Genomic DNA, 22,868 nt, shown 5'->3' on the forward strand with positions numbered 1-22,868 from the left:
ACTAATGATGAATAACCCGAGATTGAAACGAGCGCTTATCGCTTGAATGGCCGTGTTGAGTGAACGACAACACGGCCACAGACATTCCGTTCCGTGGCTTTTATTCCGGTAACAAGAGAATACGCCATGTCCGAAAAACACTGGTCCCAAACCGAACTGTTGCATCAGACGGTGACCAACCCGAATATCATCGTCAAAGGCACCCACAGCTACTACAGCGACTGCTGGGATAACGGCTTCGAACGCTCGGTGGTGCGCTATCTGCACGGCGACGCGGTCAGCCGCCAATGGCAGCCGCTGGGCGAAATAGATCGCCTGCTGATCGGCGATTATGTGTGCATCGCGGCCGAAGCGGTGATCCTGATGGGCGGTAATCACACCCATCGCATCGACTGGCTGAGCCTGTACCCGTTTATGGCAACCATCAAGCAGGCATACCGTCCCAAAGGTGATACCCGGCTGGGCGACGGCTGCTGGATCGGCATGCGGGCGATGCTGATGCCGGGGATCTCGATAGGCGAGGGGGCGATCGTCGCCGCCGGTAGCGTGGTGGCCGGCGATGTTGCGCCTTATGCCATCGTCGGTGGTAACCCGGCGAGGTTTATCCGTTGGCGGTTCGCGCCGGAAGTCATCGCACGGTTGCTTGCCTTGCGCCTCTATGACTTGTCCGAGGCGGAGTTTGCGGCGATCCAGCCGTTGCTTGCCGATAACGATATCGGGGCGCTGGAAAGGGGAATGGCGGCCTTGCGCCGTTAAACACTACGGGCGGGGGATCCCCGCCCGTTTCGCGTTACTCGGCCTTGGCCTCGGCCGCCGGTTGGCGGCGTTTGCGCATCAGGCGCAGCAGCGGCGGCAACGCCAGCACCGCGACCGCCAATACCAGCAGCGTTTGCGCGATGCTGCTGCTCCACAGGATGCCGAACTCGCCGTTGCTGATCGACAGCGCGCGGCGCAGGTTTTGTTCCAGCATCTCACCCAGCACAAAGCCCAGAATCAGCGGCGACATCGGGAAATGCATTTTGCGCAGAATGTAGCCGAACACGCCCAACCCGACCATCAACAGCAGGTCGAAGGTGGTGCTGTGCACCGCATAAACCCCCACCGCCGAAACCGCGGCGATCGCCGGTACCAGGAACCACAGCGGGATGGTCAGCATGCGGGTGAACAGACCGACCAGCGGCAGGTTCATGATCAACAAAATGACGTTGGCGATCAGCAGCGCGGCGATCAGCCCCCAGACGATATCCGGCTGTTCGGTGAACATCGCCGGGCCGGGGGTGATGTTGTACAGCGTCAGCGCGCCCATCATCACCGCCGTGGTGCCGGAACCCGGCACCCCCAGCGTCAGCATCGGAATGAACGAACCGCAGGCCGAGGCGTTGTTGGCCGCTTCCGGCGCCGCGACGCCGCGGATATCGCCCTTGCCGAAGGTATCGCTGTTGCCGCTGATTTTTTTCTCGGTCATGTAGGTCAGCGCGCTGGCGATAGTGGCGCCGGCGCCCGGCAGAATGCCGACGAAGAAACCGATCACCGACGAACGCAGGGTCGGGCCCGCGCACTGCGCCGCCTCTTTGCGGTTGAACAGCAACCGGCCGGTTTTACGCACCAGCTTTTGCCCGGCGCTGGTGCTTTCCAGCATCAACAGGATTTCGCTGACCGAGAACAGGCCGATCACCACCACGATAAACTGCACGCCGTCGGAGAGGTGCACGCTGTCGAAGGTAAAGCGGTAAACGCCGGTGTTGGCGTCGACGCCCACCGTCGCCAGCCCCAGGCCGATCAGCGCCGCCAGCAGCGATTTCAGCGGGTTCTGGCTCATCATGCTGCCGAGGCAGGCGATGGCGAACACCATCAGGGCGAAATACTCCGCCGGGCCAAAGGCCAGCGACCAGCGGGCCAGCAGCGGCGCGAACAGAATGATGCCGCCGATGGCGATCATCGAGCCGACGAACGAGCTGACCGCCGAGATGGACAGCGCCACGCCGGCGCGCCCCTGCTGCGCCATCGGGTAGCCGTCCAGCGCGGTCATGATCGCCGCCGCGTCGCCCGGCACGTTGAGCAGAATCGACGAGATGCGCCCGCCGTATTCGCAGCCGATATACACCGTCGCCAGCAGGATCAGCGCCGATTCGGCCGGCAGTTTGAGGGCGAACGCCAGCGGCAGCAGGATCGCCACGCCGTTGATCGGCCCCAGCCCCGGCAACAGGCCGACGATGGTGCCGACGAAGCAGCCGATCAGGGCGATAATCAGGTTCTGCGGCACCAGCGCCACTTCAAACCCTTGGGTCAAATACATCCAGGTATCCATCATCGCTCCCGTTAGCTCAGCCAGGCGCCGAGCGGCAGTGTGACATCGAGAAGTTGGTCAAAGGCGTAGTACAACGCTGCGCCCATGATGACGCCGGAGATGGCCGCCGCCGGCAGGCTGGCCTGAAACAACAGGCCGATGCTGAACGTCAGCAGCGCGGTCGCCAGCGGGAAGCCGAGCCATTCAAAGCCCCAGGCATACAGCACCAGGGTGATCACCAGCACCAGCAGCCGCTGCAACACCTTGCTGTGCGGCCACTCCACCGCCTGCGGGTGGCGCAGCAACAGCAGGGCCGCGCACAGCGCCATCAGGCTGAGGATCGCCAGCGGGAACGGGCGCGGCCCCAGCGGTTCATAGCTGTATTCGCTCTGGATACCCCAGCCGATGAACAGCCCGCCGATACACAGCAGCAGCCAAAAGCCGGCAAAAATACGATCGCTCATGGTTTTCCCCTGCGGTTATTTGGCCAGGCCGAACACTTTCGCCTGCTCACGGTATTGGGCAACCTGGTTCTTCACGTAGGCGTCCAGCTCTTTGCCGGTCAGGTTGAATTCGAACAGGCCGCGCAGATCGCGCTGCTGTTTGAATTCGTCGGTCGCCATCATTTTCTGGAAGGTGTCGATCCACCACTGATACTCTTCATCGCTGACTTTCGGCCCGACGTAGAAGCCGCGAATGATCGGCCACACCAGGCTGTATCCCTGCTCTTTGGCGGTCGGAATGTCGGCCAGCTGGCCCGGCAGGCGTTGCTCGGCATACACCGCCAGCACGCGGATCTTGTCGCCCTGCAGGTAAGGCACCATCTCGCTCAGGTCACCGGAAACCGCCTGAATATGGTTGCCCAGCAGCGCGGTGACCGGCTCGCCGCCGCCTTCGAACGCCACGTAGCGCATCTTGCGCGGATCCACGCCGACTTCGCGCGCCAGCAGCGCGGTTTTCATCCAGTCCTGGCTGCCGATGGAGGCGCCGGCGCCGAACACCACGCTGTTGGGATCTTTTTGGAAAGCGTCCATCAGGTCTTTCAGGGTTTTGTAAGGCGAGTCGGCGCGCACTGCGATCATGCCGTAGTCGGTGCCGACCGCCGCCAGCCATCTCACGTCGTCCACGTTGTAGCGGCCGAACTTGCCCTGGGCCAGATTGAGCAGCGAGCCGCCGGAGAAGGCCACCACGGTGCCGAACTCCGCCGGGCGCTGCGCGACGATGGCGTTGTAGGCCACCGCGCCGACGCCGCCGGGCATATAGGTGACGCGCATCGGTTTATCGATGGCCTTGGTATCCTGCAGCGACACCTGAATCAGTTTGCAGGTCAGATCGAAGCCGCCGCCGGGTTTGGCCGGCGCAATGCATTCGGTGCGTTTGGGCGCCTCTGCGGCAAAGGACTGAGAGGCCGCCAGCAACAGGGCGGCGGCGGTAAAGGTTCGGGTCATTATTTTTTTCATTGTGACTTGCCCTCGGTATTGTTCTGGTTGTGAAATCCCGCCGGGTGCGGTTGCAGGATTGTTAAAACAACAACCTTTCATTTACCTTTCAGTGGCCGGAAAAGTTTCCAGTCTGTGATTAGGGTCTCTTGTCGCCAGCGAATGGCGGGTGCGCTACCATAGAAACGAGGGCAAGAACAGGGCGCTAAACCGGCCAAAATCCTGCGTAATATCAGGTTTGCCGTTCTGCTTTTGCGATAAAATCATGATCAGTGAAATGAATAGAGACGCAGTAATATGTTTTCGTTAGGGAAATTGTTTGGTGGCAGGGACAGCGCCAAAGTATGCGCAATTAAACGGTTGCCTGAGGTCTACGCCGAGATGGCGGGAGAAAGCGGGCAGTGTCGTTTGAAGCGCCTGCGCGCCGAGGTTGGCGTGTTTGAGCTGCATTTCGTTAACGCCGACGGTGAAAAGTATGCCTGTCAGATGACCGCCTGCGTGACCGGCATCGATCTGGTGTTTGCCGCCAACAACCGCTCCGTGCTGGTTTCTTCGCCGTTTACCTCCGACAAGCTGCGCCCGGTGCTGGACATTGCCGTTGCCGATAGCCCCATTCCGCTGATCTGACGCCGCCCTGCGATCGCGCTCCATACGCATAATTGTGTGCCAGCTCCCAAAACTGGCGGCGCGGCGCTCTTTTATCCCCTTATTTTCCATGCCATCCTTTGTTATCAGCCTGTTAACGGACGCCGTGTCGGCGCCAGGTTGTTCAGGTAAATCAATGGAATGGGAACATGCGACTGTTATTGGTTGAAGATCACCCCGAGCTGTCTCACTGGTTGCAAAAGGCGCTGACCGGTGCCGGGTTTGCCGTCGACGTCGCCCCGGACGGCGTGGCGGCCGATCATCTGTTGCTCAACGAGCGTTATGCGCTGGCGGTGTTGGATGTGGCGCTGCCGCGTTTGAACGGCCTGGATTTGCTGGCGCGCCTGCGCAAGCGTGGGCAGGATCTGCCGGTGCTGTTGCTGACGGCGCGCACCGACGTGGCCGATCGGGTAAGGGGCCTGAATCTGGGGGCGGACGATTACCTCACCAAGCCGTTCGAATTGGACGAGCTGGAGGCGCGCATTCGGGCGCTGCTGCGCCGCAGCGTCGGTGCCCCGCAGCCGGCGTTGCAGTACGGCGCGTTGACCTACCATGACGAAGGCTATTTTCTGCTGGAGAGCAAGCCGCTGGCGCTGACGCCGCGCGAACTGGCGGTGTTGACCGCGCTGATGCATCGGCGCGGCCGCCCGGTGGCCAAACAACAGCTGTTCGAGCAGGTGTTTACGCTGTCCGACGAGGCCAATCCGGAGAGCATCGAGCTTTACGTACACCGCCTGCGGAAAAAGCTGCAGGGCAGCGACGTGGCGATCGTCACGCTGCGCGGTCTGGGCTACAGCCTGGAGCTCTGCAATGCGGTGGTTTAACGCCCCGCGTTCGCTGTTCTATCAACTGCTGCTGTTTTTTGGCCTGCCGCTGCTGGCGTTGGGCGGCATCTCTATCTACACCCACTACTTCAGCGCCATGAGCGCCGCCACTCTGGCTTACGATCGCACGCTGCTGGCGTCGGCGCGCACCGTGGCGGAGCGACTGGTGGTGCGCGAAGGCAAGCTGGCGGTCGATGTGCCCTATGTGGTGCTCGACAGCTTCGAGCGCAACATGAACGATCAGCTGTATTACGAGGTGATTTCGCCGCAGGGAAAAAGCATCTCGGGTTATGACGATTTGCCGTCGCTGCCGCCCCATATCCCGCGCTCCACGCTCTACCCGGCGCTGGTGCATTTTTACGATGCGGAATACCTCGGCCGGCCGATCCGCGTGGCGGCGCTGTTTCAGCCGGTCAACGAGTCGGGGGTGAGCGGCATGGCGACCATTTTGGTGGCGGAAACCCTGGAGTCGCGCCGTTACCTGGCGCGGCAGATGATGATCGCGGCGCTGCTGAGCCAGGGCACGGTGGTGGTGTTGACCCTGATCCTGGCGTTCGCGCTGCTCAAGCGGGTGTTGAAGCCGATGCGTAAACTCTCCGGCATCATGCTGCGCCGCGATCCGGGCGAGCTGACGCCCTTGCCGCGGGTATTGCCGTGGTCGGAGATGCAGCCGCTGCTGGTGGCGTTCAATCGCTATATCGAACGGCTGCGGCTGATGGTAGCGCGTCAGGAACGTTTCAGCGCCGACGCTTCACACCAGCTGCGCACGCCGCTGGCGGTGTTGAAGACTCAGGTCGGGGTGGCGCTGGCCAGCGATCGGCCGCAGCAGTGGCGCGAAAGCCTGCAGGCGATGAGCGCGACGCTGGACAATACCGTGGCACTGACCGACCGCCTGCTGTATCTCTCACGCCTGAAGGCCAGCGAGCACCAGGCCGAGCGCAAGCTGCAGCCGGTCAACCTGGCGCAGGTGCTGCGCGACGCCTGTTTTTCCCGCTTGCCGCAGGCGCGCAGCAAACAGATCGATCTCGGCTTCGAAGGTGAAGCGGCGTGTCAGGTGGCGGGGGAACCGCTGCTGTTGGCCGAGCTGTGCGCCAACCTGTTGGACAACGCGTTGAAATACACACCGCGTCAGGGCGTGGTCACCGCTCGCCTCACGCAGGAGAAGGCGACGGGGGAAGGCGTGCTGGAGATTGAAGACAGCGGCCCCGGCATCGCCTTGCAGGACAAGGCGCTGGCGCTGCAGCCGTTTCACCGGCTGGACAACGTGGGCGATCAGCCGGGCGCCGGCCTGGGGCTGGCGCTGGTGAAGGACATCACCGCCTATCACGGCACCCGCCCGGAGCTGTTGAGCTCCGCCGCGCTGGGCGGCCTGTTGGTGCGGGTGCGTTTCAGGCTGTTGCCTTAAGCCTGTTCTTTGCAGGACTCGACGTCGGCCGCCGGGGCTTTGGCTTTACGCGTCAGCGGCGTGCGCAGCCGCTGCGACAGGATAACGCCCAGCAGGGTAATGCCGCCGCCGATCAAGTGATAACCGTGCAACTGCTCATGCAGGAACAGTACGGCGATAGCGGCGGTAAACACCGGCGCCAGGTTCATGAAGATCGAGGCGGTGTTGGCGCCCAGGCGCATCACGCCCTGGATCCACAGGAACGGGGCGATGATCGAAGCCGGAATGCCGGCGAACAGCACCAGCGGCAGGTTATGGCCGTTCAAGCCGACATCCTGCGCCATCAGGAAATTAGGCAGCAGCAGCAGCACGCCGAACAGGATCTGCACGTACAGCGATTGCCAGTTCGGCAGCGCGATGGCCCAGCGTTTGGTCAACACGCCATACAGCGCGTAAGAGGCGGTGGCGAGCAGCATCATCAATTCCCCCTTGCCGATACCGTGCTGCAGCAGCACGCCGGGCTGGCCGCCGCTGACCAGCCAGATTAAACCGCCGAAGGAGAGAATACTGCCGAGCAGCACGCCGACGGTCGGCGCAATGCGCAGCAGGACGATGCTGATCAGGATGGTCAGCAGCGGGATCAGCGACACGATGATGCCCATAAACAGCGCGCTGACGCTGTGCGCCGCGTAATAGGCCAGGCTTTGATACAGCACCATGCCCAGCAAGCCGAGGATCATTAGTTTCCACCAGTTGGCGCGCACCTGCGCCCAATTGCGCAGCACGCCCGGCAGCACGAACGGCGTCAGGGCGATCAGCGCCAGCAGCCAGCGGTAAAGTGAAATGGCCGCCGGATCGATGGCGGTGGCGGAGAGTTTGCTGACGACGGCGTTAATCGACCATATCAGCACGGCCAACAGCGGGAAGAGCATATTCATGATAATTATTCTCAATAACGTCCAACATGCTGGCTAGTCTACGCGTGTCCGGTTTATCATATATAGCGATATCCAGACAAAAATCGGCGTAAACAAGACAAATCACGGGACGAAACCATGCCAGAAATCCGCCATTTCCCTGAGTCGCTGATCCCGGCGCCCAACCCGGTGCAGTTCCGCTGTGAAGAGTTTAACGCGCGCACCGAATTCCAGCCGCACAGCCACACCTGGGGCCAGTTGATGTGGGTCAAAGCCGGGGTGATGGTGCTGCGCATCGGCGGGCAGCGCTTTCTGGCGCCGCCGGAGTTCGTGTTGTGGGCGCCGGCGGGCATCGAACACTCCTGCTACAACCAGCGACTGGCGCAGTGCCGCATGGTGGACATCATGCCGGCGCTGTGCGCCGGCATGCCGGCCGACCCCTGTCTGGTGAGCGTAACGCCCATCTTCCGCGCCATCGCCGAGGATTTCTATGCGCGCAAGCAGTACATCCCACAGGCGGAGGAGGATTTGCGCCTCTGTCAGGTGCTGATCGACCAGCTGCGCCTGTCGCCGCGTCAGCAAACCTATCTGCCGTCGTCGGACGACAAATTTTTGGCGCCGGTGCTGGAAGCGCTGGAGCATTGCCCGGCGGACAACACCTCGCTGGCGACGTGGGCGGCGCGGGTCTACACCACCGAGCGCACGCTGTCGCGCCGCTGCCAGCAGGATCTGGGCATGTCGTTCAGCGAGTGGCGCCAGCGCCTGCGTTTTCTGCATGCCGTGTCGTTGCTCGAGCAGGGCAAAACCGTGCAGGACGTGGCGTTGGACGTCGGCTACAGCTCCGCGTCGGCCTTTATCGTCATGTTCCAGCAGATCGCCGGCACCACCCCTGAGCGCTTTCGCCGTGCCTGATTCAGTGGCACACTATTTCGCAGACCAATAGCCGTAAACCGTCGGAGAACGCAGTGAAAATTCTGGTTGATGAAAATATGCCGTACGCGGCCGAGCTGTTCAGCCGCCTGGGCGACGTGCAGGCGGTGCCGGGGCGTCCGATCCCGCTTGAGGCGCTGGCGGATGCCGATGCGCTGATGGTGCGTTCGGTCACCAAGGTCAATGAAGCCCTGTTGGCCGGCAGCCGCATTGGCTTTGTCGGCACCGCCACCGCCGGCACCGATCACGTCGATGACGCCTGGCTGCAACGGCAGGGCATCGGGTTTTCCGCCGCGCCGGGCTGCAACGCCATCGCGGTGGTCGAGTATGTGTTCTCCGCCTTGATGCTGCTGGCCGAACGCGACGGCTTCCACCTGCGGGATAAAACCGTCGGCATCGTCGGCGTGGGCAACGTCGGTTCCCGCCTGGACGCGCGCCTCAAAGCGTTGGGCGTGCGCACACTGCTGTGCGATCCGCCGCGCGCCGATCGCGGCGACGCCGGGGAGTTCTGGCCGTTGGAGAAGCTGGTGGCCGAGGCCGATGTGCTGACCTTCCATACGCCGCTGAATAAATCCGGCCCTTACCATTCGCTGCATCTGGCGGATGCGGATCTGTTGGCGGCGCTGCCGGACAACCGCATTCTGATCAACGCCTGCCGCGGGCCGGTGGTGGATAACGCCGCGCTGCTGCAGGTGCTGGAAAAGGGCAAAAAGCTGAGCACGGTGCTGGACGTGTGGGAACCGGAGCCGGATCTCGCCTTGCCGCTGCTGGCGCGGGTGGATATTGGTACCGCGCACATCGCCGGGTATACGCTGGAAGGCAAGGCGCGCGGCACCACCCAGGTGTTCGAAGCGTTCAGCCGCCATCTGGGGCAGCCGCAGCAGGTGGCGCTGGCCTCGCTGCTGCCGGTGCCGGAGTTCAGCCAGATCCGCCTCAACGGGCCGCTGGATGAAGCGCGGTTAAAACGATTGATGCACTTGGTGTATGATGTGCGCCGCGATGATGCGCCATTGCGCAAAGTCGCCGGGCAACCGGGCGAATTCGATCGCCTGCGCAAGCACTACCAGGAGCGCCGCGAGTGGTCTTCGCTGGTCGTGCAATGCGATGACAGCGCCAGCGCCGAGCTGCTCGGCAAGCTGGGCTTCAGCGTGGCGTAGGGCGTAAGGTTGTCTTAAGCCAACGCCGCTACAGTGAGCGGTAAAGATTATCGGGCGGTGATTGCACTGCCCGTGTGCTTTTATGAATGAAATACTCTGGAGAAAACCCGATGTCTGACGGCTGGAATATCGCGCTGCTCGGCGCCACTGGCGCGGTAGGTGAAGCGTTGCTGGAATTGTTGCAGGAACGCCAGTTCCCGGTGGGTGAGCTCTATCCTCTGGCAAGCGAGCGCAGCGCGGGCGCCAATGTGCGCTTCAACGGCAAGTCTCTTCTGGTGCAAAACGCCGAAGAGTTCGACTGGTCGCAGGCGCAGCTGGCCTTCTTCGTCGCCGGCAGCGACGCTTCCGCGCGCTATGCCGAAGAAGCCGGCAACATGGGCTGCCTGGTGATCGACACCAGCGGCCTGTTCGCCATGGAGCCGGATGTGCCGCTGGTGGTGCCGGGCGTGAACCCGCAGGTGCTGGCGGATTACCGTAACCGCAATATCGTGGCGGTGGCCGACAGCATGGTCAGCCAACTGCTGACGGCGATCAAACCGCTGACCGAACAGGCGGGGCTGTCGCGTCTGCACGTCACCACGCTGATGTCGGTATCGTCGCGCGGCAAGGTGGCGGTGGACGACTTGGCCGGCCAGAGCGCGCGCCTGCTGAACGGCATTCCGGCCGAGGAAGGCGTTTTCGGTAAACAGCTGGCGTTCAACCTGCTGCCGCTTGTCGCCGACGAGCAGGGCAGCGTGCGCGAAGAGCGCCTGATCGTCGATCAGGTGCGCAAGGTGCTGCAGGATGAAGGGCTGCCGATTTCGGTGAGCTGCGTTCAGTCGCCGGTGTTTTATGGCCACGCGCAGGTGGTGCACCTGGAAGCGCTGCGCCCGCTGTCCGCCGAAGAGGCGCGCAGCGAGCTCGAAGAGGTTGAAGACATTCAGCTGAGCGAAGAGGACGATTACCCGACCCAGGTCACCGACGCTTCCGGCAGCGATGCGCTCAGCATCGGCTGCCTGCGTAACGATTACGGCATCCCCGAGCTGCTGCAGTTCTGGACGGTAGCGGACAACGTGCGCTTCGGCGGCGCGTTGATGGCTATCGAAACCGCCGAGCGTCTGGTGCAGGAGCAGATGTACTGATGTCTGAGGTGGTCTCGCCCGCTCAGCCGACGCTGAAGGTAGCGCTGGGCATCGAATATGACGGCAGCCGGTACTACGGCTGGCAGCGGCAGCAAGAAGTGGCCAGCGTGCAGGAACGCCTGGAGCAGGCGTTGAGCAAGGTGGCGGATGCGCCGATTACCGTGCTGTGCGCCGGGCGCACCGACGCCGGGGTGCACGCCACCGGGCAGGTGGTGCATTTCGAAACCACTGCGCGCCGCAAGGATGCCGCCTGGACGATGGGGGTGAATACCCATTTGCCGCCGGACATCGCGGTGCGTTGGGTGAGCCCCGTCGCCGACGATTTTCACGCGCGTTTCAGCGCCACCGCGCGCCGCTACCGCTATATCATTTTCAACCATCGCTACCGGCCGGCGGTGCTGCAGCAGGGGGTAACGCATTTTTATCACCCGCTGGACGCCGATCGCATGCATCGGGCGGCGCAGGCGCTGCTGGGCGAGAACGATTTCACGTCGTTCCGCGCGGTGCAATGCCAGTCGCGCACCCCGTGGCGTTGCGTAAAACACGTTAAGGTTACGCGCTACGGCGAATATATTGTGGTAGATATCAAGGCGAATGCCTTTGTGCATCATATGGTTCGCAACATCGTCGGCAGCCTGATGGAGATCGGCTGTGGCAATCAGGGTGAGAACTGGATGGCCGAGTTGCTGGCGCTGAAGGATCGCAATCTGGCGGCGGCGACGGCGCGAGCCGAGGGGCTGTATTTGGTTGCCGTGGATTACCCTGACCACTTTGGTCTGCCGCGGCCGCCGATGGGGCCGCTGTTTTTGCCCGACGATTAAACGCCGGCACGCCTGAAAGCGTCGCTCCCTTGTGCTTCTGCCGGGTGATTGAAACGCCCGGCATCAATGAGAGAATTTATGGATATCATCAAGTTTATTATTGATTTCATTCTGCATATTGATGTGCACTTGGCCGAACTGGTCGCACAATACGGCATGTGGGTCTACGCTATTCTGTTCCTGATCCTGTTTTGTGAAACCGGTCTGGTGGTGACGCCGTTCCTGCCGGGGGATTCTTTGCTGTTCGTCGCCGGCGCGCTGGCGGCGTTGCCGACCAACGATCTGAACGTGCACACCATGGTGGCGTTGATGGCCGTGGCGGCGATCATCGGCGATGCGGTGAACTACACTATCGGGCGGTTGTTCGGCGAGAAGCTGTTCAGCAACCCGAATTCGAAAATCTTCCGCCGCAGCTACCTGGATAAAACGCATCAGTTTTATGAGAAGCACGGCGGGAAAACGATTATTCTGGCGCGATTCGTGCCGATCGTGCGTACTTTTGCGCCGTTCGTCGCCGGTATGGGGCATATGTCCTATCGCCACTTCGCCGCCTACAACGTGATTGGCGCACTGGTTTGGGTGCTGCTCTTCACTTATGCTGGCTACCTGTTCGGCGATCTGCCGGTGGTGCAGGAGAACCTGAAACTGTTGATCGTCGGGATCATCATCGTTTCGATTCTGCCGGGCGTGATTGAAATTTGGCGCCACAAGCGCGCGGCCGCCCGCCAGCAAAAACAGTAAAAACATCGCTTAACCTGTCGGTTCGACCAGTTTTTTGTCCACAGCGTCGGGCCGATATGGTTTAATGAGCGACATTATGGTCTGTTCCTGCGAACAACCCTGAAGCCGATGCCTCAGTCGCCGCGCTTGCCGCGCCGCGAACGGGCATTTTTTCATTGGGGTGTTTTCGGGGGGATTGTTAAAGCATGAACAGCGGACTGGCGTGTGCCAGGTTCAAACAGAAAGGTCATCGATGAGCTGGATTGAACGAATTCTTAACAAGAGCAATATCACACAAACCCGTAAGGCGAGCATTCCTGAAGGGGTCTGGACTAAATGCGACAGCTGCGGCCAGGTTCTCTACCGCGCCGAGCTGGAGCGGAATCTGGAAGTGTGCCCGAAGTGCGACCATCACATGCGTATGGGCGCGCGCGCGCGTCTGCATACCCTGCTGGATGAAGGCAGCGAAGTGGAGCTGGGCAGCGATCTGGAGCCGAAGGACGTTCTGAAATTCAAGGATTCCAAGCGCTATAAAGATCGTCTGGTCGCCGCACAGAAAGCGACCGGCGAGAAAGACGCGCTGGTGGTGATGAAGGGCACGCTGTACGGTATGCCGATCGTCGCCGCGTCCTTCGAATTCGCCTTCATCGGCGGCTCGATGTCTTCCGTGGTCGGCGCGCGTTTCGTGCGTGCGGTTGAGCAGGCGCTGGAGGACAACTGTCCGCTGGTGTGCTTCTCCGCCAGCGGCGGCGCGCGTATGCAGGAAGCGCTGATGTCGCTGATGCAGATGGCGAAAACCAGCGCGGCGTTGGCCAAAATGCAGGAGCGCGGCTTGCCGTATATCTCCGTGCTGACCGACCCGACCATGGGCGGTGTCTCCGCCAGCCTGGCGATGCTGGGCGACATCAACATCGCCGAGCCGAAAGCGCTGATCGGTTTTGCCGGCCCGCGCGTTATCGAGCAAACCGTGCGCGAGAAACTGCCACCAGGCTTCCAGCGCAGCGAGTTCCTGATCGAAAAAGGCGCGATCGACATGATCGTTCGCCGTCCGGAAATGCGCCAAACGTTGGCGAGCATTCTGTCCAAGCTGACCAACCAGCCGCAGCCGCATTTCGATGAGGCCGCGCCGGTCATTGAGCCGGAGCAGCAGGCCGACGCCTGAGGCAAAGACAGATCCCGCCCGGGTTCAGCCGCCACTTTGTGGCTAAGTGACGGCTGATGCCCGCTCTCCGCCGGCCGTAGCCTATCCGCTGCGGTTGGCAGGCTGGCGGCAGTCACGAAGCGCATCGCCTTTACCGCGGTGAGGGTGGTGCCCTGATGGATTAATGAACCCAAGTTCAGTGATGGGACTCATGCAAAACCACCAAATTCCCCAAGCCACGTCGCCATTGAGCTCGTGGCTTTATTATCTGGAACGTCTGCACAGCCAGGCGATCGAACTCGGCCTTGAGCGCGTACAGCGCGTCGCGGCGCATCTGGATTTACTGACCCCCGCACCCACGGTGTTCACCGTTGCCGGCACCAACGGCAAAGGCACCACCTGTCGCACCCTTGAAGCTATTCTGCTGGCCGCCGGCCTGCGCGTCGGCGTCTACAGTTCGCCGCATCTGGTGCGCTATACCGAACGCGTGCGCATTCAGGGGGAAGAGCTGAGCGAAGCGGAGCACAGCCGCTCGTTCGCCGCCATTGAAGCCGGCCGCGGCGAAACGTCGCTGACCTATTTCGAATTTGGCACCCTGTCGGCGCTGCAGCTGTTCAAACAGGCGCGGCTCGACGTGGTGATCCTGGAAGTGGGCCTGGGCGGGCGCCTCGACGCCACTAACATCGTCGATCCGAGCGTGGCGGTGATCACCAGTATTGCGCTCGATCACACCGACTGGCTGGGCAACGATCGCGAAAGCATCGGCCGTGAAAAGGCCGGTATTTTTCGCAGCGGCAAACCGGCGGTGGTCGGTGAACCCGACATGCCGGACAGCATTCGCCAGGTTGCCGAAACGCTGGGCGCGCCGCTGTCTCGCCGCGGCGAAGCCTGGCGCTTCAGCGAGCAGGGTGATCGCTGGCAGTGGCAGGGCGGCGACACGCTGCTGACCGATCTGCCGACGCCGAACGTACCGCTGGCCAACGCCGCTACCGCGCTGGCGGCGCTCAACTGTTCTCCGCTGGAAATCGACGAACGCGCGATTTTCACCGGGCTGCAGCAGGCGACGCTGCCGGGGCGCTTCCAGATCGTGCGGCGTGAGCCGACGCTGATCCTCGATGTGGCGCACAATCCGCACGCCGCCGGCTACCTGGCCGGGCGTCTGGCCAAACTGCCGCGCAACGGCGGCAAGGTGCGCGCGGTGGTGGGCATGCTGTCGGACAAGGATATCGCCGGCACGCTGGCCTGCCTCAGCGAGCAGGTGGATGAATGGTACTGCGCGCCGCTCGACGGGCCGCGCGGCGCCAGCGTCGAACAGCTGGCGCAACATCTGACGGAACCGCGCCGCTTTAATGATGTCGAAACTGCCTGGCGGCAGGCTATGCAGGATGCTGATAAACAGGATATTGTGATCGTCTGTGGATCGTTCCACACCGTGGCGCAGGTGATGGCGGCGTCAGACGAGATGCGGGGAGTGTGAGTGGCGAGTAAATTTCAGAACCGACTGGTCGGAACCGTGATTCTGGTGGCGCTGGGGGTGATCATCCTGCCAGGGTTGCTGGACGGTAAAAAGAAGCATTACGAGGATGAATTCGCGGCCATTCCGTTGGTGCCGAAGGCGGGCGACGTCGAAGAGAACGACGTGCTGCCACCGGTGACGCAACCGTTGCCGGCGCAGCCGCCGGAAGGGGCGGGCGCGCTGGTCGAACAGCAGGCGGCCAATGAAGCGGCGGCGCAACAGGCGGTGCGGCAAGGTGCTCAGCAGCCGGCGCAGGTGGCGCCGCCGCCGGTCGAGACGCGTCCTCAGCCGGTGCCGCAGCCCAAGCCGAAACCGGTAGAAACCAAACCGGTGGAAGTGAAACCGAAACCGGCGCCGCAACCGAAACCGGTGGAAGTGAAGCCGGTACCGAAGCCGGAGCCGACGCCGAAACCTGAACCGACGCCGCAGCCGAAACCGGCGGAAGAAAAAGCGCCGGCCGGGCAAGCCTACGTCGTGCAGCTCGGGGCGTTGAAAAATGCCGCCAAGGCGAACGAGATTGTGGCCTCGCTGCGCCTCTCGGGCTATCGCGCCTTTACCGTGCCGTCAACGCCGGTGCAGGGGCAGATCACCCGCATCTACGTCGGCCCGGATGCCTCCAAGCAGAAGCTGCAGGCGGCGCTGCCGTCGCTGAACTCGATCAGCGGGCTGAGCGGGCAGGTGAAGCCGTACGGCCGTTAAACCCCGCAGGGGCGCAGCACGATGCGCCCCTGAATTAAGGAGTGGTGGAGAGAAAGCGAGAAAAACCGCGCCTTTTACAGGCGAAATCACCTATGTAGGCGCGGCGATTGGGAATTTTTTGATCGCCGCTTTTTATTTGTAACGTGGTAGGAAATCCCCTACGCAAACGTTTTCTTTTTCTGTTAGAATTCGCCGCGAATTGGATGCAGGGGCGATTCATCATTGGAATAGTTCATGGTCTGGATTGATTACGTCATTATAGCGGTGATTGGATTTTCGGCTCTGGTGAGCCTGATCCGAGGGTTTGTTCGCGAAGCATTGTCACTTGTGACATGGGGATGTGCGTTTTTTGTTGCCAGCCATTTCTACTCTTACCTTGCGGTCTATTTCACTCGTTTTGAAGATGAACTGGTGCGAAACGGCATCGCGATCGCGATTTTGTTCATCGCGACCTTGATCGTAGGGGCTATTGTTAACTATGTGATTAGCTCACTGGTAGAGAAAACCGGGCTGTCGGGCACCGACCGGGTGTTGGGCATCTGCTTCGGCGCGCTGCGCGGAGTATTGATCGTCGCAGCGATCCTGTTCTTCCTGGATACCTTTACCGGCTTTTCACAGAGTGCCGACTGGAAACAGTCGCAGCTCATTCCCCAGTTCAGTTACGTCATCAGGTGGTTCTTTGACTACCTGCAGAGCACGTCGAGTTTCTTGCCGACCCAATTGCCGGGGCGGTAGCGCTGATGAGGAAAAGACAACATGTGCGGTATTGTCGGTATCGCCGGTTTCATGCCGGTAAACCAGTCGATTTATGATGCGCTGACGGTGCTTCAGCACCGTGGCCAGGATGCCGCAGGCATCGTCACCATTGACGCCCACAACGGGTTCCGTTTGCGTAAAGCCAACGGCCTGGTGAAAGATGTGTTTGAGGCGCGCCATATGCAACGCTTGCAGGGCAACATGGGCATTGGCCATGTGCGTTACCCGACGGCCGGCAGCTCGAGCGCCTCTGAGGCCCAGCCTTTCTACGTCAACTCGCCGTTCGGCATTACGCTGGCCCACAACGGCAACCTGACCAACGCCCATGAGCTGCGCCAAAAGCTGTTCGAAAGCGGCCGCCGCCATGTCAACACCACCTCCGACTCGGAAATCCTGCTGAACGTGCTGGCCAGCGAGCTGGATCGCTTCCCGCACTACCCGCTGGAGGCCGACAACATCTTTACCGCGGTCGCCGCCATGCATCAGCAACTGCGCGGCGCTTACGCCTGCGTGGCGATGATCATCGGCCATGGCCTGCTGGCGTTCCGCGATCCGAACGGCATTCGCCCGCTGGTGATCGGCAAGCGCACGCTGGAGGATGGCCGCAGCGAGTACATGGTGGCTTCCGAGAGCGTGGCGCTGGATACCCTGGGCTTTGAGTTCCTGCGCGACGTGGCGCCGGGCGAAGCGGTGTACATCACCACCAAGGGCCAGCTGTTCACCCGCCAGTGCGCAGAGAACCCGAAAACCAACCCGTGCCTGTTCGAATACGTCTATTTCGCTCGCCCGGACTCCTTTATGGACAAGATCTCGGTCTACAGCGCCCGCGTGCGCATGGGCCAGAAGCTGGGTGAGAAGATCGCCCGCGAATGGGAAGATCTGGACATCGACGTGGTGATCCCGATCCCTGAAACCTCCTGCGACATCGCGCTGGAGATCGCGCGTATTCTCGAGAAGCCCTACCGCCAGGGCTTTGTGAAGAACCGCTACGTCGGCCGCACCTTTATCATGCCGGGCCAGCAGGCGCGTCGTCAGTCGGTGCGCCGCAAGCTGAACGCCAACCGCGCCGAATTCCGCGACAAGAACGTGCTGCTGGTGGATGACTCCATCGTGCGCGGCACCACCTCGGAGCAGATCGTCGAAATGGCGCGCGAAGCGGGCGCCAAGCGCGTCTATCTGGCTTCCGCCGCGCCGGAAGTGCGTTTCCCTAACGTCTACGGCATCGACATGCCGAGCGCCAACGAACTGATCGCCCACGGGCGTGAAGTGGATGAAATCCGCCAGATCATCGGCGCCGACGGGCTGATCTTCCAGGACCTGGACGATCTGATCGAAGCGGTGCGCGAAGAGAACCCGGACATCACCCAGTTCGAATGCTCGGTGTTCAACGGCATCTACGTGACCAAAGACGTCGATCAAAGCTATCTGGAATACCTGGAGTCGCTGCGCAGCGACGACGCCAAGGCGCTGCGGGGACAAACCGAAGCGGAAAATCTGGAACTGCATAACGAAGGCTAACCGCCTGCGTTGATCCATCAGGGGGCATCGCCGCGTCTGCGGCGGTGCGCCTTGCTCCTGTGAACTTGCTTATCCCTCGCCATTGCGGCAAAGTCTGCCTGATCTTACTTTTTACGGCAGAGGCCATTTTCCATGAAACGACTCATCATCGGCATTTCCGGCGCCAGCGGCGCTATCTACGGCGTGCGCCTGTTACAGGTTTTGCGCGACGTCGCAGAGGTGGAAACCCATCTGGTGATGAGCAACGCTGCACGGCAGACGCTGGCGCTGGAAACGCCGTACAGCCTGCGTGAAGTGCAGGCGCTGGCCGACGTGGTGCACGATGCGCGCGATATCGCCGCCGCCATCTCCTCCGGCTCTTTCAAAACCCTGGGTATGGCGATCCTGCCATGTTCGATCAAAACCCTGTCCGGCATCGTCAACAGCTACAGCGACGGGCTGCTGACCCGCGCCGCCGACGTGGTGCTCAAAGAGCGCCGCCGTTTGGTGCTGTGCGTGCGGGAAACGCCGCTGCACCTTGGGCACCTGCGGCTGATGACGCAGGCGGCGGAGATGGGGGCGGTGATCATGCCGCCGGTGCCGGCGTTTTACCACCAGCCGAAAAGCGTGGAAGACATCATCGATCAGACCGTCAATCGGGTGATCGATCAGTTTGATATCGAACTGCCGGCCGATCTGTTCACCCGCTGGCAGGGTGCTGATTAACATTTTCATCCCCAAATTGGTACATTTGTGCAACACCGCACTGAATTAGGGCGGCGCATGCACCATAATGATCCCACTTCATCACGTTCACTGTTTCATGGCGCCGCCTTATCGCGGCTGCCAGTGGCGCGGCCCCGAGCGGCCGATTTAATTTTGCGGTTATCGTCCCAGGAAACAGTATTGTGAAGGCCGGAGCCGTTCCCTCCGCCCGTAGCACCTAATGTGGCACGATTACTGCAAATTGATTTGGTGGGGAAAAGTAATGCCCGTAGTGGCATCAAAAAAATCAATTTGAGGGTAATTTATGAAAAAGCGGGTTTTGATTTTGCCGTTAGTTCTGGCTTTGAGCGCCGCCAGCAGCGCCTTTGCCGCCATTCCTTCCACGCTGAAGATTGGCACCGATCCGACTTACGCACCGTTTGAATCCAAAAACGCCAAAGGCGAATTGGTTGGCTTTGACATCGATTTGGCCAAAGAGCTGTGCAAACGCATCAATACCCAATGCACCTTCGTGGAGAGCGACTTCGACGCGCTGATCCCATCCCTCAAGGCGAAGAAAATCGACGCCATCATCTCTTCGCTGTCCATCACCGAAAAACGCCAGCAGGAAATCGCCTTTACCGACAAGCTGTATGCCGCCAACGCGCGTCTGATCGCGCCGAAAGGATCCAAGCTGTTGCCTACCGTGGACGCCCTGAAAGGCAAGAGCGTGGGCGTGTTGCAGGGCACTACCCAGGAAGCCTACGCCAACGCCATGTGGCAGCCGAAGGGCATCACCGTCGTGCCTTACCAGAACCAGGATCTGGTTTACGCCGATTTGGCTTCCGGCCGTATCGATGCCGCCTTCCAGGATGAAGTGGCGGGCAGCGACGGCTTCCTGAAACAGCCGCCGGGCAAAGACTATGCGTTCGCCGGCGAATCGGTGAAGGATGACAAGTTCTTCGGCGTCGGCACCGGCATGGGGCTGCGCAAGACCGATACCGAGCTGAAAGCGGCGCTGGACAAAGCCTTCGCCGAGATGCGCAAAGACGGCACCTACGACAAATACGCGAAAAAGTACTTCGACTTTGACGTCTACGGCGGGTAATCCGCTTACCGTTCCATGCTGTGACTGCGGGGCCGGCGTGCCGGCCCCGATGGTTCGGATCCTAGACCACAGGGTGAAGTAGATGCTGCAAGGCTATTCCCAACTGATTTTCGAGGGGGCTCTGGTGACGCTGGAGCTGGCCCTCAGTTCCGTGCTGCTGGCGGTGGTGATCGGCCTGATCGGCGCCGGTGGCAAACTGTCTCATAACCCCTTTATCTCCGGCCTGTTCGGCGCCTATACCACGCTGATCCGCGGCGTGCCCGATCTGGTGCTGATGCTGCTGATCTTTTACGGTCTGCAAATCGCGCTGAACAATATCACCACGCTGCTGGGCTTCGCGCAGATCGATATCGATCCGCTCGGTGCCGGCATCATAACCCTCGGCTTTATCTACGGCGCTTATTTTACCGAGACCTTCCGCGGCGCTTATCTGGCGGTGCCGAAAGGGCAGATCGAAGCGGCGACGGCCTACGGCTTCAGCGGCGTGCAGATCTTCCGGCGCATTCTGTTCCCGGCGATGATGCGTTTTGCCCTGCCGGGCATCGGCAACAACTGGCAGGTGATCCTGAAGGCGACGGCGCTGGTGTCGATCCTTGGCCTAAACGACGTGGTCAAAGCCACTCAGCTGGCGGGGAAAGGCACCTATCAGCCGTTCTTCTTCGCCATCGTGGCCGGCGTGGTGTATCTGGTCTTCACTACCGTTTCCAACGGCGTGCTGCTGTGGCTTGAACGGCGTTACTCACTGGGCGTCAAGAGGGCCGAGCTATGATTGAGATCCTGCAACAGTATTGGCAGTCGCTGCTGTGGAGCGACGGCTACCGCTTCACCGGCGTGGCGATCACGCTGTGGCTGCTGATCGCCTCGGTGGTGATGGGCGGGCTGCTGGCGATCCCGATGGCGGTGGCGCGCGTGTCTTCCCTTCGCTGGGTGCGTTTCCCGGTGTGGCTCTACACCTATGTGTTTCGCGGTACGCCGCTGTACGTGCAGCTGCTGGTGTTCTACTCCGGCATGTACAGCCTTGAGATCGTGCGCGGCAGCGAGTTTCTCAATGCGTTTTTCCGCAGCGGGCTCAACTGCACCATCCTGGCGCTGACGCTCAACACCTGCGCCTATACCACCGAGATCTTCGCCGGGGCGATCCGCTCGGTGCCGCACGGTGAAATCGAGGCCGCCAACGCCTACGGTTTCTCGCGCTTCAAGATGTACCGCTGCATCATTTTACCTTCGGCACTGCGCACCGCGCTGCCGGCTTACAGCAACGAGGTGATCCTGATGCTGCATTCCACCGCGCTGGCGTTTACCGCCACCGTGCCGGATCTGCTGAAGATCGCGCGCGACATCAACGCCGCGACCTATCAGCCGTTCTACGCCTTCGGCATCGCGGCGGTGCTGTATCTGATCATCTCCTACGTGTTAATCAGCCTGTTCCGCAAGGCTGAGAAACGCTGGATGGCACACGTTAGTCACTGATAAATGACGGGAAGAAAACCATGTCTGAGAATAAATTAGCCGTCACGGAACTGCACAAACGCTATGGCGACCACGAAGTGCTAAAGGGCGTCTCGCTGGCGGCCAACGCCGGGGATGTGATCAGCATCATCGGCTCCTCCGGCTCCGGCAAAAGCACCTTTCTGCGCTGCATCAACTTCCTTGAGAAGCCGAGCGAAGGTTCGATCAGTCTGAACAACGAAGATATTCGCATGGTGCGCGACAAGGACGGCCAGCTGAAGGTATTCGATAAGAAGCAGCTGCAGCTGTTGCGTACCCGCCTGACCATGGTATTCCAGCACTTTAACCTGTGGAGCCACATGACGGTGCTGGAGAACGTGATGGAAGCGCCGGTGCAGGTGTTGGGGCTGAGCAAGGCCGACGCGCACGAGCGCGCGGTGCGCTACCTGGACAAAGTGGGCATCGACGAGCGGGCGCGCGGAAAATACCCGGTGCACCTGTCGGGCGGCCAGCAGCAGCGCGTCTCTATCGCCCGCGCATTGGCGATGGAGCCGGAGGTGCTGCTGTTTGACGAACCGACGTCGGCGCTGGATCCCGAACTGGTGGGCGAGGTGCTGCGCATCATGCAGAAGTTGGCGGAGGAGGGAAAAACCATGGTGGTGGTGACGCACGAAATGGAGTTTGCGCGCCACGTTTCCAACCACGTGATCTTCCTGCACAAAGGGTTGATTGAAGAACAGGGGCCGCCGGCCGAGCTGTTCGGCAACCCCAAAAGCCCGCGCCTGCAGCAGTTCCTGTCCGGCGCGTTGAAGTAACCTCAGATCAGCGGGCTTCGGCCCGCTGATTGACAACGTCATCCAACGCCTGTTCCAACTCCAGATAGCGGAAGTGGAAGCCGGCTTCTTCCAGGCGCTTCGGCACCGCCCGCTGGCCGCCGAGTACCAGCACCGCCGCTTCCCCCATCAACAAACGCATGACGAATGCCGGCACCCGCAGAAACGCCGGGCGATCGAGCACGTTGGCCAATTGGGCGGCGAACTGTTCGTTATGCACCGGGTAGGGGGCGACCATGTTGAACGGGCCGGTCAGCGTGGCGTGATCCAGCAGATAAATAATGCCGTTGACCATGTCGTCGAGATGGATCCACGGCAGATATTGGCGGCCGTCGCCGATCGGGCCGCCGAGCCCGAAGCGGAACGGCGGCAGCATTTTGGCCAGCGCGCCGCCCTGTGGCGCCAGCACCACGCCGGTGCGCAGCAGGCAGACGCGGGTGGCGTCGCTCTGCGCCTGCAGCGCCAGCGTTTCCCAGCGCTGGCACAGCTGGTGGGTGAATTCGTCGTGCGGCGGCTCCTCTTCGGTGACCACCGCCTGCCCCTGATCGCCGTAGTAGCCGACGGCGGAACCGGAAATCAGCACGCCGGGCGGTGTGCTGCCGGCTTTGATCAGCTGTGCCAGGCGTTCGGTCAGATCCCAGCGGCTGCGGCACAGGCGCTCTTTCTGCTGCGCGCTCCAGCGCTTGTCGGCGATAGGTTCGCCGGCCAGGTTGATCACCGCGTCGAAGTCATCCAGCGACTGCCGGTCGTCCAGCGTTTGCCAATAGCTCGGCCGGTCGCCCAGTTTGGCTCGGGCGCGCCGCTCGTCGCGGGTCAGTACCGTAATGTGGTGAGAAAGCGCCAGCAGTCTTGCCGTCAGGCTGCTGCCTATCAATCCCGTTGCGCCGGTGATCAGGATCCGCATGGTCTACCTCCCTGA

24 protein-coding genes are annotated in these 22,868 nt (G+C 61.5%); 19 read left to right on the forward strand and 5 right to left on the reverse strand.

Features of this window, described 5'->3' with window-relative positions; translation table 11 throughout:
* Positions 1-126 precede the first annotated feature (126 nt).
* Positions 127-756, forward strand: a complete 630-nt coding sequence (locus ACJ8QF_RS09790; RefSeq protein ID WP_442537489.1) for a CatB-related O-acetyltransferase — start codon at positions 127-129, stop codon at positions 754-756.
* Between the two features lie 34 nt (positions 757-790).
* Here the strand turns inward: ACJ8QF_RS09790 and ACJ8QF_RS09795 are convergent, their stop codons facing one another.
* The 3 genes from ACJ8QF_RS09795 to ACJ8QF_RS09805 are packed head-to-tail and all read right to left on the reverse strand — an operon-like array spanning position 791 to position 3,747.
* The gene (locus ACJ8QF_RS09795) at positions 791-2,308 is read right to left on the reverse strand and encodes a tripartite tricarboxylate transporter permease (RefSeq protein ID WP_016926872.1); all 1,518 of its coding nucleotides are present in this window, start codon (positions 2,306-2,308) and stop codon (positions 791-793) included.
* An 11-nt stretch (positions 2,309-2,319) separates the two neighbouring features.
* Entirely contained in the window at positions 2,320-2,751 is a 432-nt protein-coding gene (locus ACJ8QF_RS09800; RefSeq protein WP_004936154.1) for a tripartite tricarboxylate transporter TctB family protein, read from the reverse strand.
* A gap of 15 nt (positions 2,752-2,766) precedes the next feature.
* Positions 2,767-3,747: a Bug family tripartite tricarboxylate transporter substrate binding protein gene (locus ACJ8QF_RS09805; RefSeq protein ID WP_015378599.1), complete on the reverse strand. Its 981-nt coding sequence runs from the start codon at positions 3,745-3,747 to the stop codon at positions 2,767-2,769.
* Between the two features lie 360 nt (positions 3,748-4,107).
* Here ACJ8QF_RS09805 and ACJ8QF_RS09810 point away from each other — a divergent pair, with 360 nt between their 5' ends.
* The 3 genes from ACJ8QF_RS09810 (at position 4,108) to ACJ8QF_RS09820 (ending at position 6,600) form a co-directional block, all read left to right on the forward strand.
* A complete protein-coding gene (locus ACJ8QF_RS09810; protein ID WP_275095015.1) occupies positions 4,108-4,353 on the forward strand; it encodes a hypothetical protein in 246 nt (81 codons plus the stop codon).
* A 167-nt stretch (positions 4,354-4,520) separates the two neighbouring features.
* Positions 4,521-5,195, forward strand: coding sequence for a transcriptional regulator TctD (tctD, locus tag ACJ8QF_RS09815; RefSeq protein WP_004936146.1), 675 nt, complete (start codon positions 4,521-4,523; stop codon positions 5,193-5,195).
* Positions 5,182-6,600, forward strand: a complete 1,419-nt coding sequence (locus ACJ8QF_RS09820; protein WP_004936144.1) for a sensor histidine kinase — start codon at positions 5,182-5,184, stop codon at positions 6,598-6,600. Before tctD ends, ACJ8QF_RS09820 begins: the two co-directional genes overlap by 14 nt.
* On the opposite strand, the gene ACJ8QF_RS09825 is transcribed toward ACJ8QF_RS09820, so the two are convergent.
* A complete protein-coding gene (locus ACJ8QF_RS09825) occupies positions 6,597-7,517 on the reverse strand; it encodes a DMT family transporter (protein ID WP_004936141.1) in 921 nt (306 codons plus the stop codon). The two genes, ACJ8QF_RS09820 and ACJ8QF_RS09825, sit on opposite strands and share 4 nt — an antisense overlap.
* Before the next feature lie 117 nt (positions 7,518-7,634).
* On the opposite strand from ACJ8QF_RS09825, the gene ACJ8QF_RS09830 reads away from it, so the two are divergent.
* The 15 genes from ACJ8QF_RS09830 to hisP all read left to right on the forward strand — a co-directional run bounded on the left by ACJ8QF_RS09830 (position 7,635) and on the right by hisP (position 21,931).
* Positions 7,635-8,408 carry an AraC family transcriptional regulator gene (locus ACJ8QF_RS09830; protein WP_049189233.1) on the forward strand — a complete coding sequence of 258 codons (774 nt, stop codon included), beginning with the start codon at positions 7,635-7,637 and terminating at the stop codon, positions 8,406-8,408.
* Between the two features lie 53 nt (positions 8,409-8,461).
* Positions 8,462-9,583: a 4-phosphoerythronate dehydrogenase PdxB gene (gene pdxB, locus ACJ8QF_RS09835; RefSeq protein ID WP_131164985.1), complete on the forward strand. Its 1,122-nt coding sequence runs from the start codon at positions 8,462-8,464 to the stop codon at positions 9,581-9,583.
* 110 nt (positions 9,584-9,693) lie between these two features.
* Entirely contained in the window at positions 9,694-10,704 is a 1,011-nt protein-coding gene (locus ACJ8QF_RS09840) for an aspartate-semialdehyde dehydrogenase (protein ID WP_004936134.1), read from the forward strand.
* Complete coding sequence (gene truA, locus ACJ8QF_RS09845; protein ID WP_004936132.1) at positions 10,704-11,525, forward strand: tRNA pseudouridine(38-40) synthase TruA; 822 nt, start codon at positions 10,704-10,706, stop codon at positions 11,523-11,525. The genes ACJ8QF_RS09840 and truA overlap by 1 nt, the downstream gene beginning before the upstream one ends.
* 78 nt (positions 11,526-11,603) lie before the next feature.
* Positions 11,604-12,266 carry a DedA family protein gene (locus ACJ8QF_RS09850; RefSeq protein WP_004936130.1) on the forward strand — a complete coding sequence of 221 codons (663 nt, stop codon included), beginning with the start codon at positions 11,604-11,606 and terminating at the stop codon, positions 12,264-12,266.
* Positions 12,267-12,498: 232 nt separating this feature from the next.
* Positions 12,499-13,407 (forward strand): acetyl-CoA carboxylase, carboxyltransferase subunit beta, encoded by a 909-nt coding sequence (accD, locus tag ACJ8QF_RS09855; RefSeq protein ID WP_004936126.1) that lies wholly within the window; start codon positions 12,499-12,501, stop codon positions 13,405-13,407.
* Positions 13,408-13,597: 190 nt separating this feature from the next.
* Positions 13,598-14,863 (forward strand): bifunctional tetrahydrofolate synthase/dihydrofolate synthase, encoded by a 1,266-nt coding sequence (folC, locus tag ACJ8QF_RS09860; protein WP_033632498.1) that lies wholly within the window; start codon positions 13,598-13,600, stop codon positions 14,861-14,863.
* The gene (gene dedD, locus ACJ8QF_RS09865; protein ID WP_015378591.1) at positions 14,864-15,601 is read left to right on the forward strand and encodes a cell division protein DedD; all 738 of its coding nucleotides are present in this window, start codon (positions 14,864-14,866) and stop codon (positions 15,599-15,601) included.
* Between the two features lie 234 nt (positions 15,602-15,835).
* Positions 15,836-16,336: a colicin V production protein gene (cvpA, locus tag ACJ8QF_RS09870; RefSeq protein WP_004936119.1), complete on the forward strand. Its 501-nt coding sequence runs from the start codon at positions 15,836-15,838 to the stop codon at positions 16,334-16,336.
* Positions 16,337-16,357: 21 nt separating this feature from the next.
* Positions 16,358-17,875 (forward strand): amidophosphoribosyltransferase, encoded by a 1,518-nt coding sequence (purF, locus tag ACJ8QF_RS09875; protein WP_004936117.1) that lies wholly within the window; start codon positions 16,358-16,360, stop codon positions 17,873-17,875.
* A 132-nt stretch (positions 17,876-18,007) separates the two neighbouring features.
* Complete coding sequence (locus ACJ8QF_RS09880) at positions 18,008-18,580, forward strand: UbiX family flavin prenyltransferase (RefSeq protein ID WP_004936112.1); 573 nt, start codon at positions 18,008-18,010, stop codon at positions 18,578-18,580.
* A 304-nt stretch (positions 18,581-18,884) separates the two neighbouring features.
* Positions 18,885-19,667 carry a histidine ABC transporter substrate-binding protein HisJ gene (gene hisJ / locus ACJ8QF_RS09885; protein ID WP_004936109.1) on the forward strand — a complete coding sequence of 261 codons (783 nt, stop codon included), beginning with the start codon at positions 18,885-18,887 and terminating at the stop codon, positions 19,665-19,667.
* A gap of 82 nt (positions 19,668-19,749) precedes the next feature.
* Positions 19,750-20,436 carry a histidine ABC transporter permease HisQ gene (locus ACJ8QF_RS09890; RefSeq protein ID WP_004936105.1) on the forward strand — a complete coding sequence of 229 codons (687 nt, stop codon included), beginning with the start codon at positions 19,750-19,752 and terminating at the stop codon, positions 20,434-20,436.
* The gene (locus ACJ8QF_RS09895) at positions 20,433-21,137 is read left to right on the forward strand and encodes an ABC transporter permease (protein WP_004936100.1); all 705 of its coding nucleotides are present in this window, start codon (positions 20,433-20,435) and stop codon (positions 21,135-21,137) included. Before ACJ8QF_RS09890 ends, ACJ8QF_RS09895 begins: the two co-directional genes overlap by 4 nt.
* A 20-nt stretch (positions 21,138-21,157) precedes the next feature.
* A complete protein-coding gene (gene hisP, locus ACJ8QF_RS09900) occupies positions 21,158-21,931 on the forward strand; it encodes a histidine ABC transporter ATP-binding protein HisP (protein WP_004936098.1) in 774 nt (257 codons plus the stop codon).
* 7 nt (positions 21,932-21,938) lie between these two features.
* Here hisP and ACJ8QF_RS09905 read toward each other — a convergent pair whose 3' ends face one another.
* Positions 21,939-22,853, reverse strand: a complete 915-nt coding sequence (locus tag ACJ8QF_RS09905; RefSeq protein ID WP_004936096.1) for a TIGR01777 family oxidoreductase — start codon at positions 22,851-22,853, stop codon at positions 21,939-21,941.
* Between the last annotated feature and the right edge of the window lie 15 nt (positions 22,854-22,868).

The organism is Serratia sp. CY81684 (assembly GCF_052166595.1).
GTDB lineage: Bacteria > Pseudomonadota > Gammaproteobacteria > Enterobacterales > Enterobacteriaceae > Serratia > Serratia nematodiphila.

Excerpts from the sequence above, each read along its gene's own strand:
- ACJ8QF_RS09790 (WP_442537489.1), top strand. The coding sequence starts at position 127 with ATGTCCGAAAAACACTGGTCCCAAACCGAACTGTTGCATCAGACGGTG.
- ACJ8QF_RS09795 (WP_016926872.1), bottom strand. The coding sequence starts at position 2,308 with ATGGATACCTGGATGTATTTGACCCAAGGGTTTGAAGTGGCGCTGGTG.
- ACJ8QF_RS09800 (WP_004936154.1), bottom strand. The coding sequence starts at position 2,751 with ATGAGCGATCGTATTTTTGCCGGCTTTTGGCTGCTGCTGTGTATCGGC.
- ACJ8QF_RS09805 (WP_015378599.1), bottom strand. The coding sequence starts at position 3,747 with ATGAAAAAAATAATGACCCGAACCTTTACCGCCGCCGCCCTGTTGCTG.
- ACJ8QF_RS09810 (WP_275095015.1), top strand. The coding sequence starts at position 4,108 with ATGGCGGGAGAAAGCGGGCAGTGTCGTTTGAAGCGCCTGCGCGCCGAG.
- tctD (WP_004936146.1), top strand. The coding sequence starts at position 4,521 with ATGCGACTGTTATTGGTTGAAGATCACCCCGAGCTGTCTCACTGGTTG.
- ACJ8QF_RS09820 (WP_004936144.1), top strand. The coding sequence starts at position 5,182 with ATGCGGTGGTTTAACGCCCCGCGTTCGCTGTTCTATCAACTGCTGCTG.
- ACJ8QF_RS09825 (WP_004936141.1), bottom strand. The coding sequence starts at position 7,517 with ATGAATATGCTCTTCCCGCTGTTGGCCGTGCTGATATGGTCGATTAAC.
- ACJ8QF_RS09830 (WP_049189233.1), top strand. The coding sequence starts at position 7,635 with ATGCCAGAAATCCGCCATTTCCCTGAGTCGCTGATCCCGGCGCCCAAC.
- ACJ8QF_RS09840 (WP_004936134.1), top strand. The coding sequence starts at position 9,694 with ATGTCTGACGGCTGGAATATCGCGCTGCTCGGCGCCACTGGCGCGGTA.
- truA (WP_004936132.1), top strand. The coding sequence starts at position 10,704 with ATGTCTGAGGTGGTCTCGCCCGCTCAGCCGACGCTGAAGGTAGCGCTG.
- ACJ8QF_RS09850 (WP_004936130.1), top strand. The coding sequence starts at position 11,604 with ATGGATATCATCAAGTTTATTATTGATTTCATTCTGCATATTGATGTG.
- accD (WP_004936126.1), top strand. The coding sequence starts at position 12,499 with ATGAGCTGGATTGAACGAATTCTTAACAAGAGCAATATCACACAAACC.
- folC (WP_033632498.1), top strand. The coding sequence starts at position 13,598 with ATGCAAAACCACCAAATTCCCCAAGCCACGTCGCCATTGAGCTCGTGG.
- cvpA (WP_004936119.1), top strand. The coding sequence starts at position 15,836 with ATGGTCTGGATTGATTACGTCATTATAGCGGTGATTGGATTTTCGGCT.
- purF (WP_004936117.1), top strand. The coding sequence starts at position 16,358 with ATGTGCGGTATTGTCGGTATCGCCGGTTTCATGCCGGTAAACCAGTCG.
- ACJ8QF_RS09880 (WP_004936112.1), top strand. The coding sequence starts at position 18,008 with ATGAAACGACTCATCATCGGCATTTCCGGCGCCAGCGGCGCTATCTAC.
- hisJ (WP_004936109.1), top strand. The coding sequence starts at position 18,885 with ATGAAAAAGCGGGTTTTGATTTTGCCGTTAGTTCTGGCTTTGAGCGCC.
- ACJ8QF_RS09890 (WP_004936105.1), top strand. The coding sequence starts at position 19,750 with ATGCTGCAAGGCTATTCCCAACTGATTTTCGAGGGGGCTCTGGTGACG.
- ACJ8QF_RS09895 (WP_004936100.1), top strand. The coding sequence starts at position 20,433 with ATGATTGAGATCCTGCAACAGTATTGGCAGTCGCTGCTGTGGAGCGAC.
- hisP (WP_004936098.1), top strand. The coding sequence starts at position 21,158 with ATGTCTGAGAATAAATTAGCCGTCACGGAACTGCACAAACGCTATGGC.
- ACJ8QF_RS09905 (WP_004936096.1), bottom strand. The coding sequence starts at position 22,853 with ATGCGGATCCTGATCACCGGCGCAACGGGATTGATAGGCAGCAGCCTG.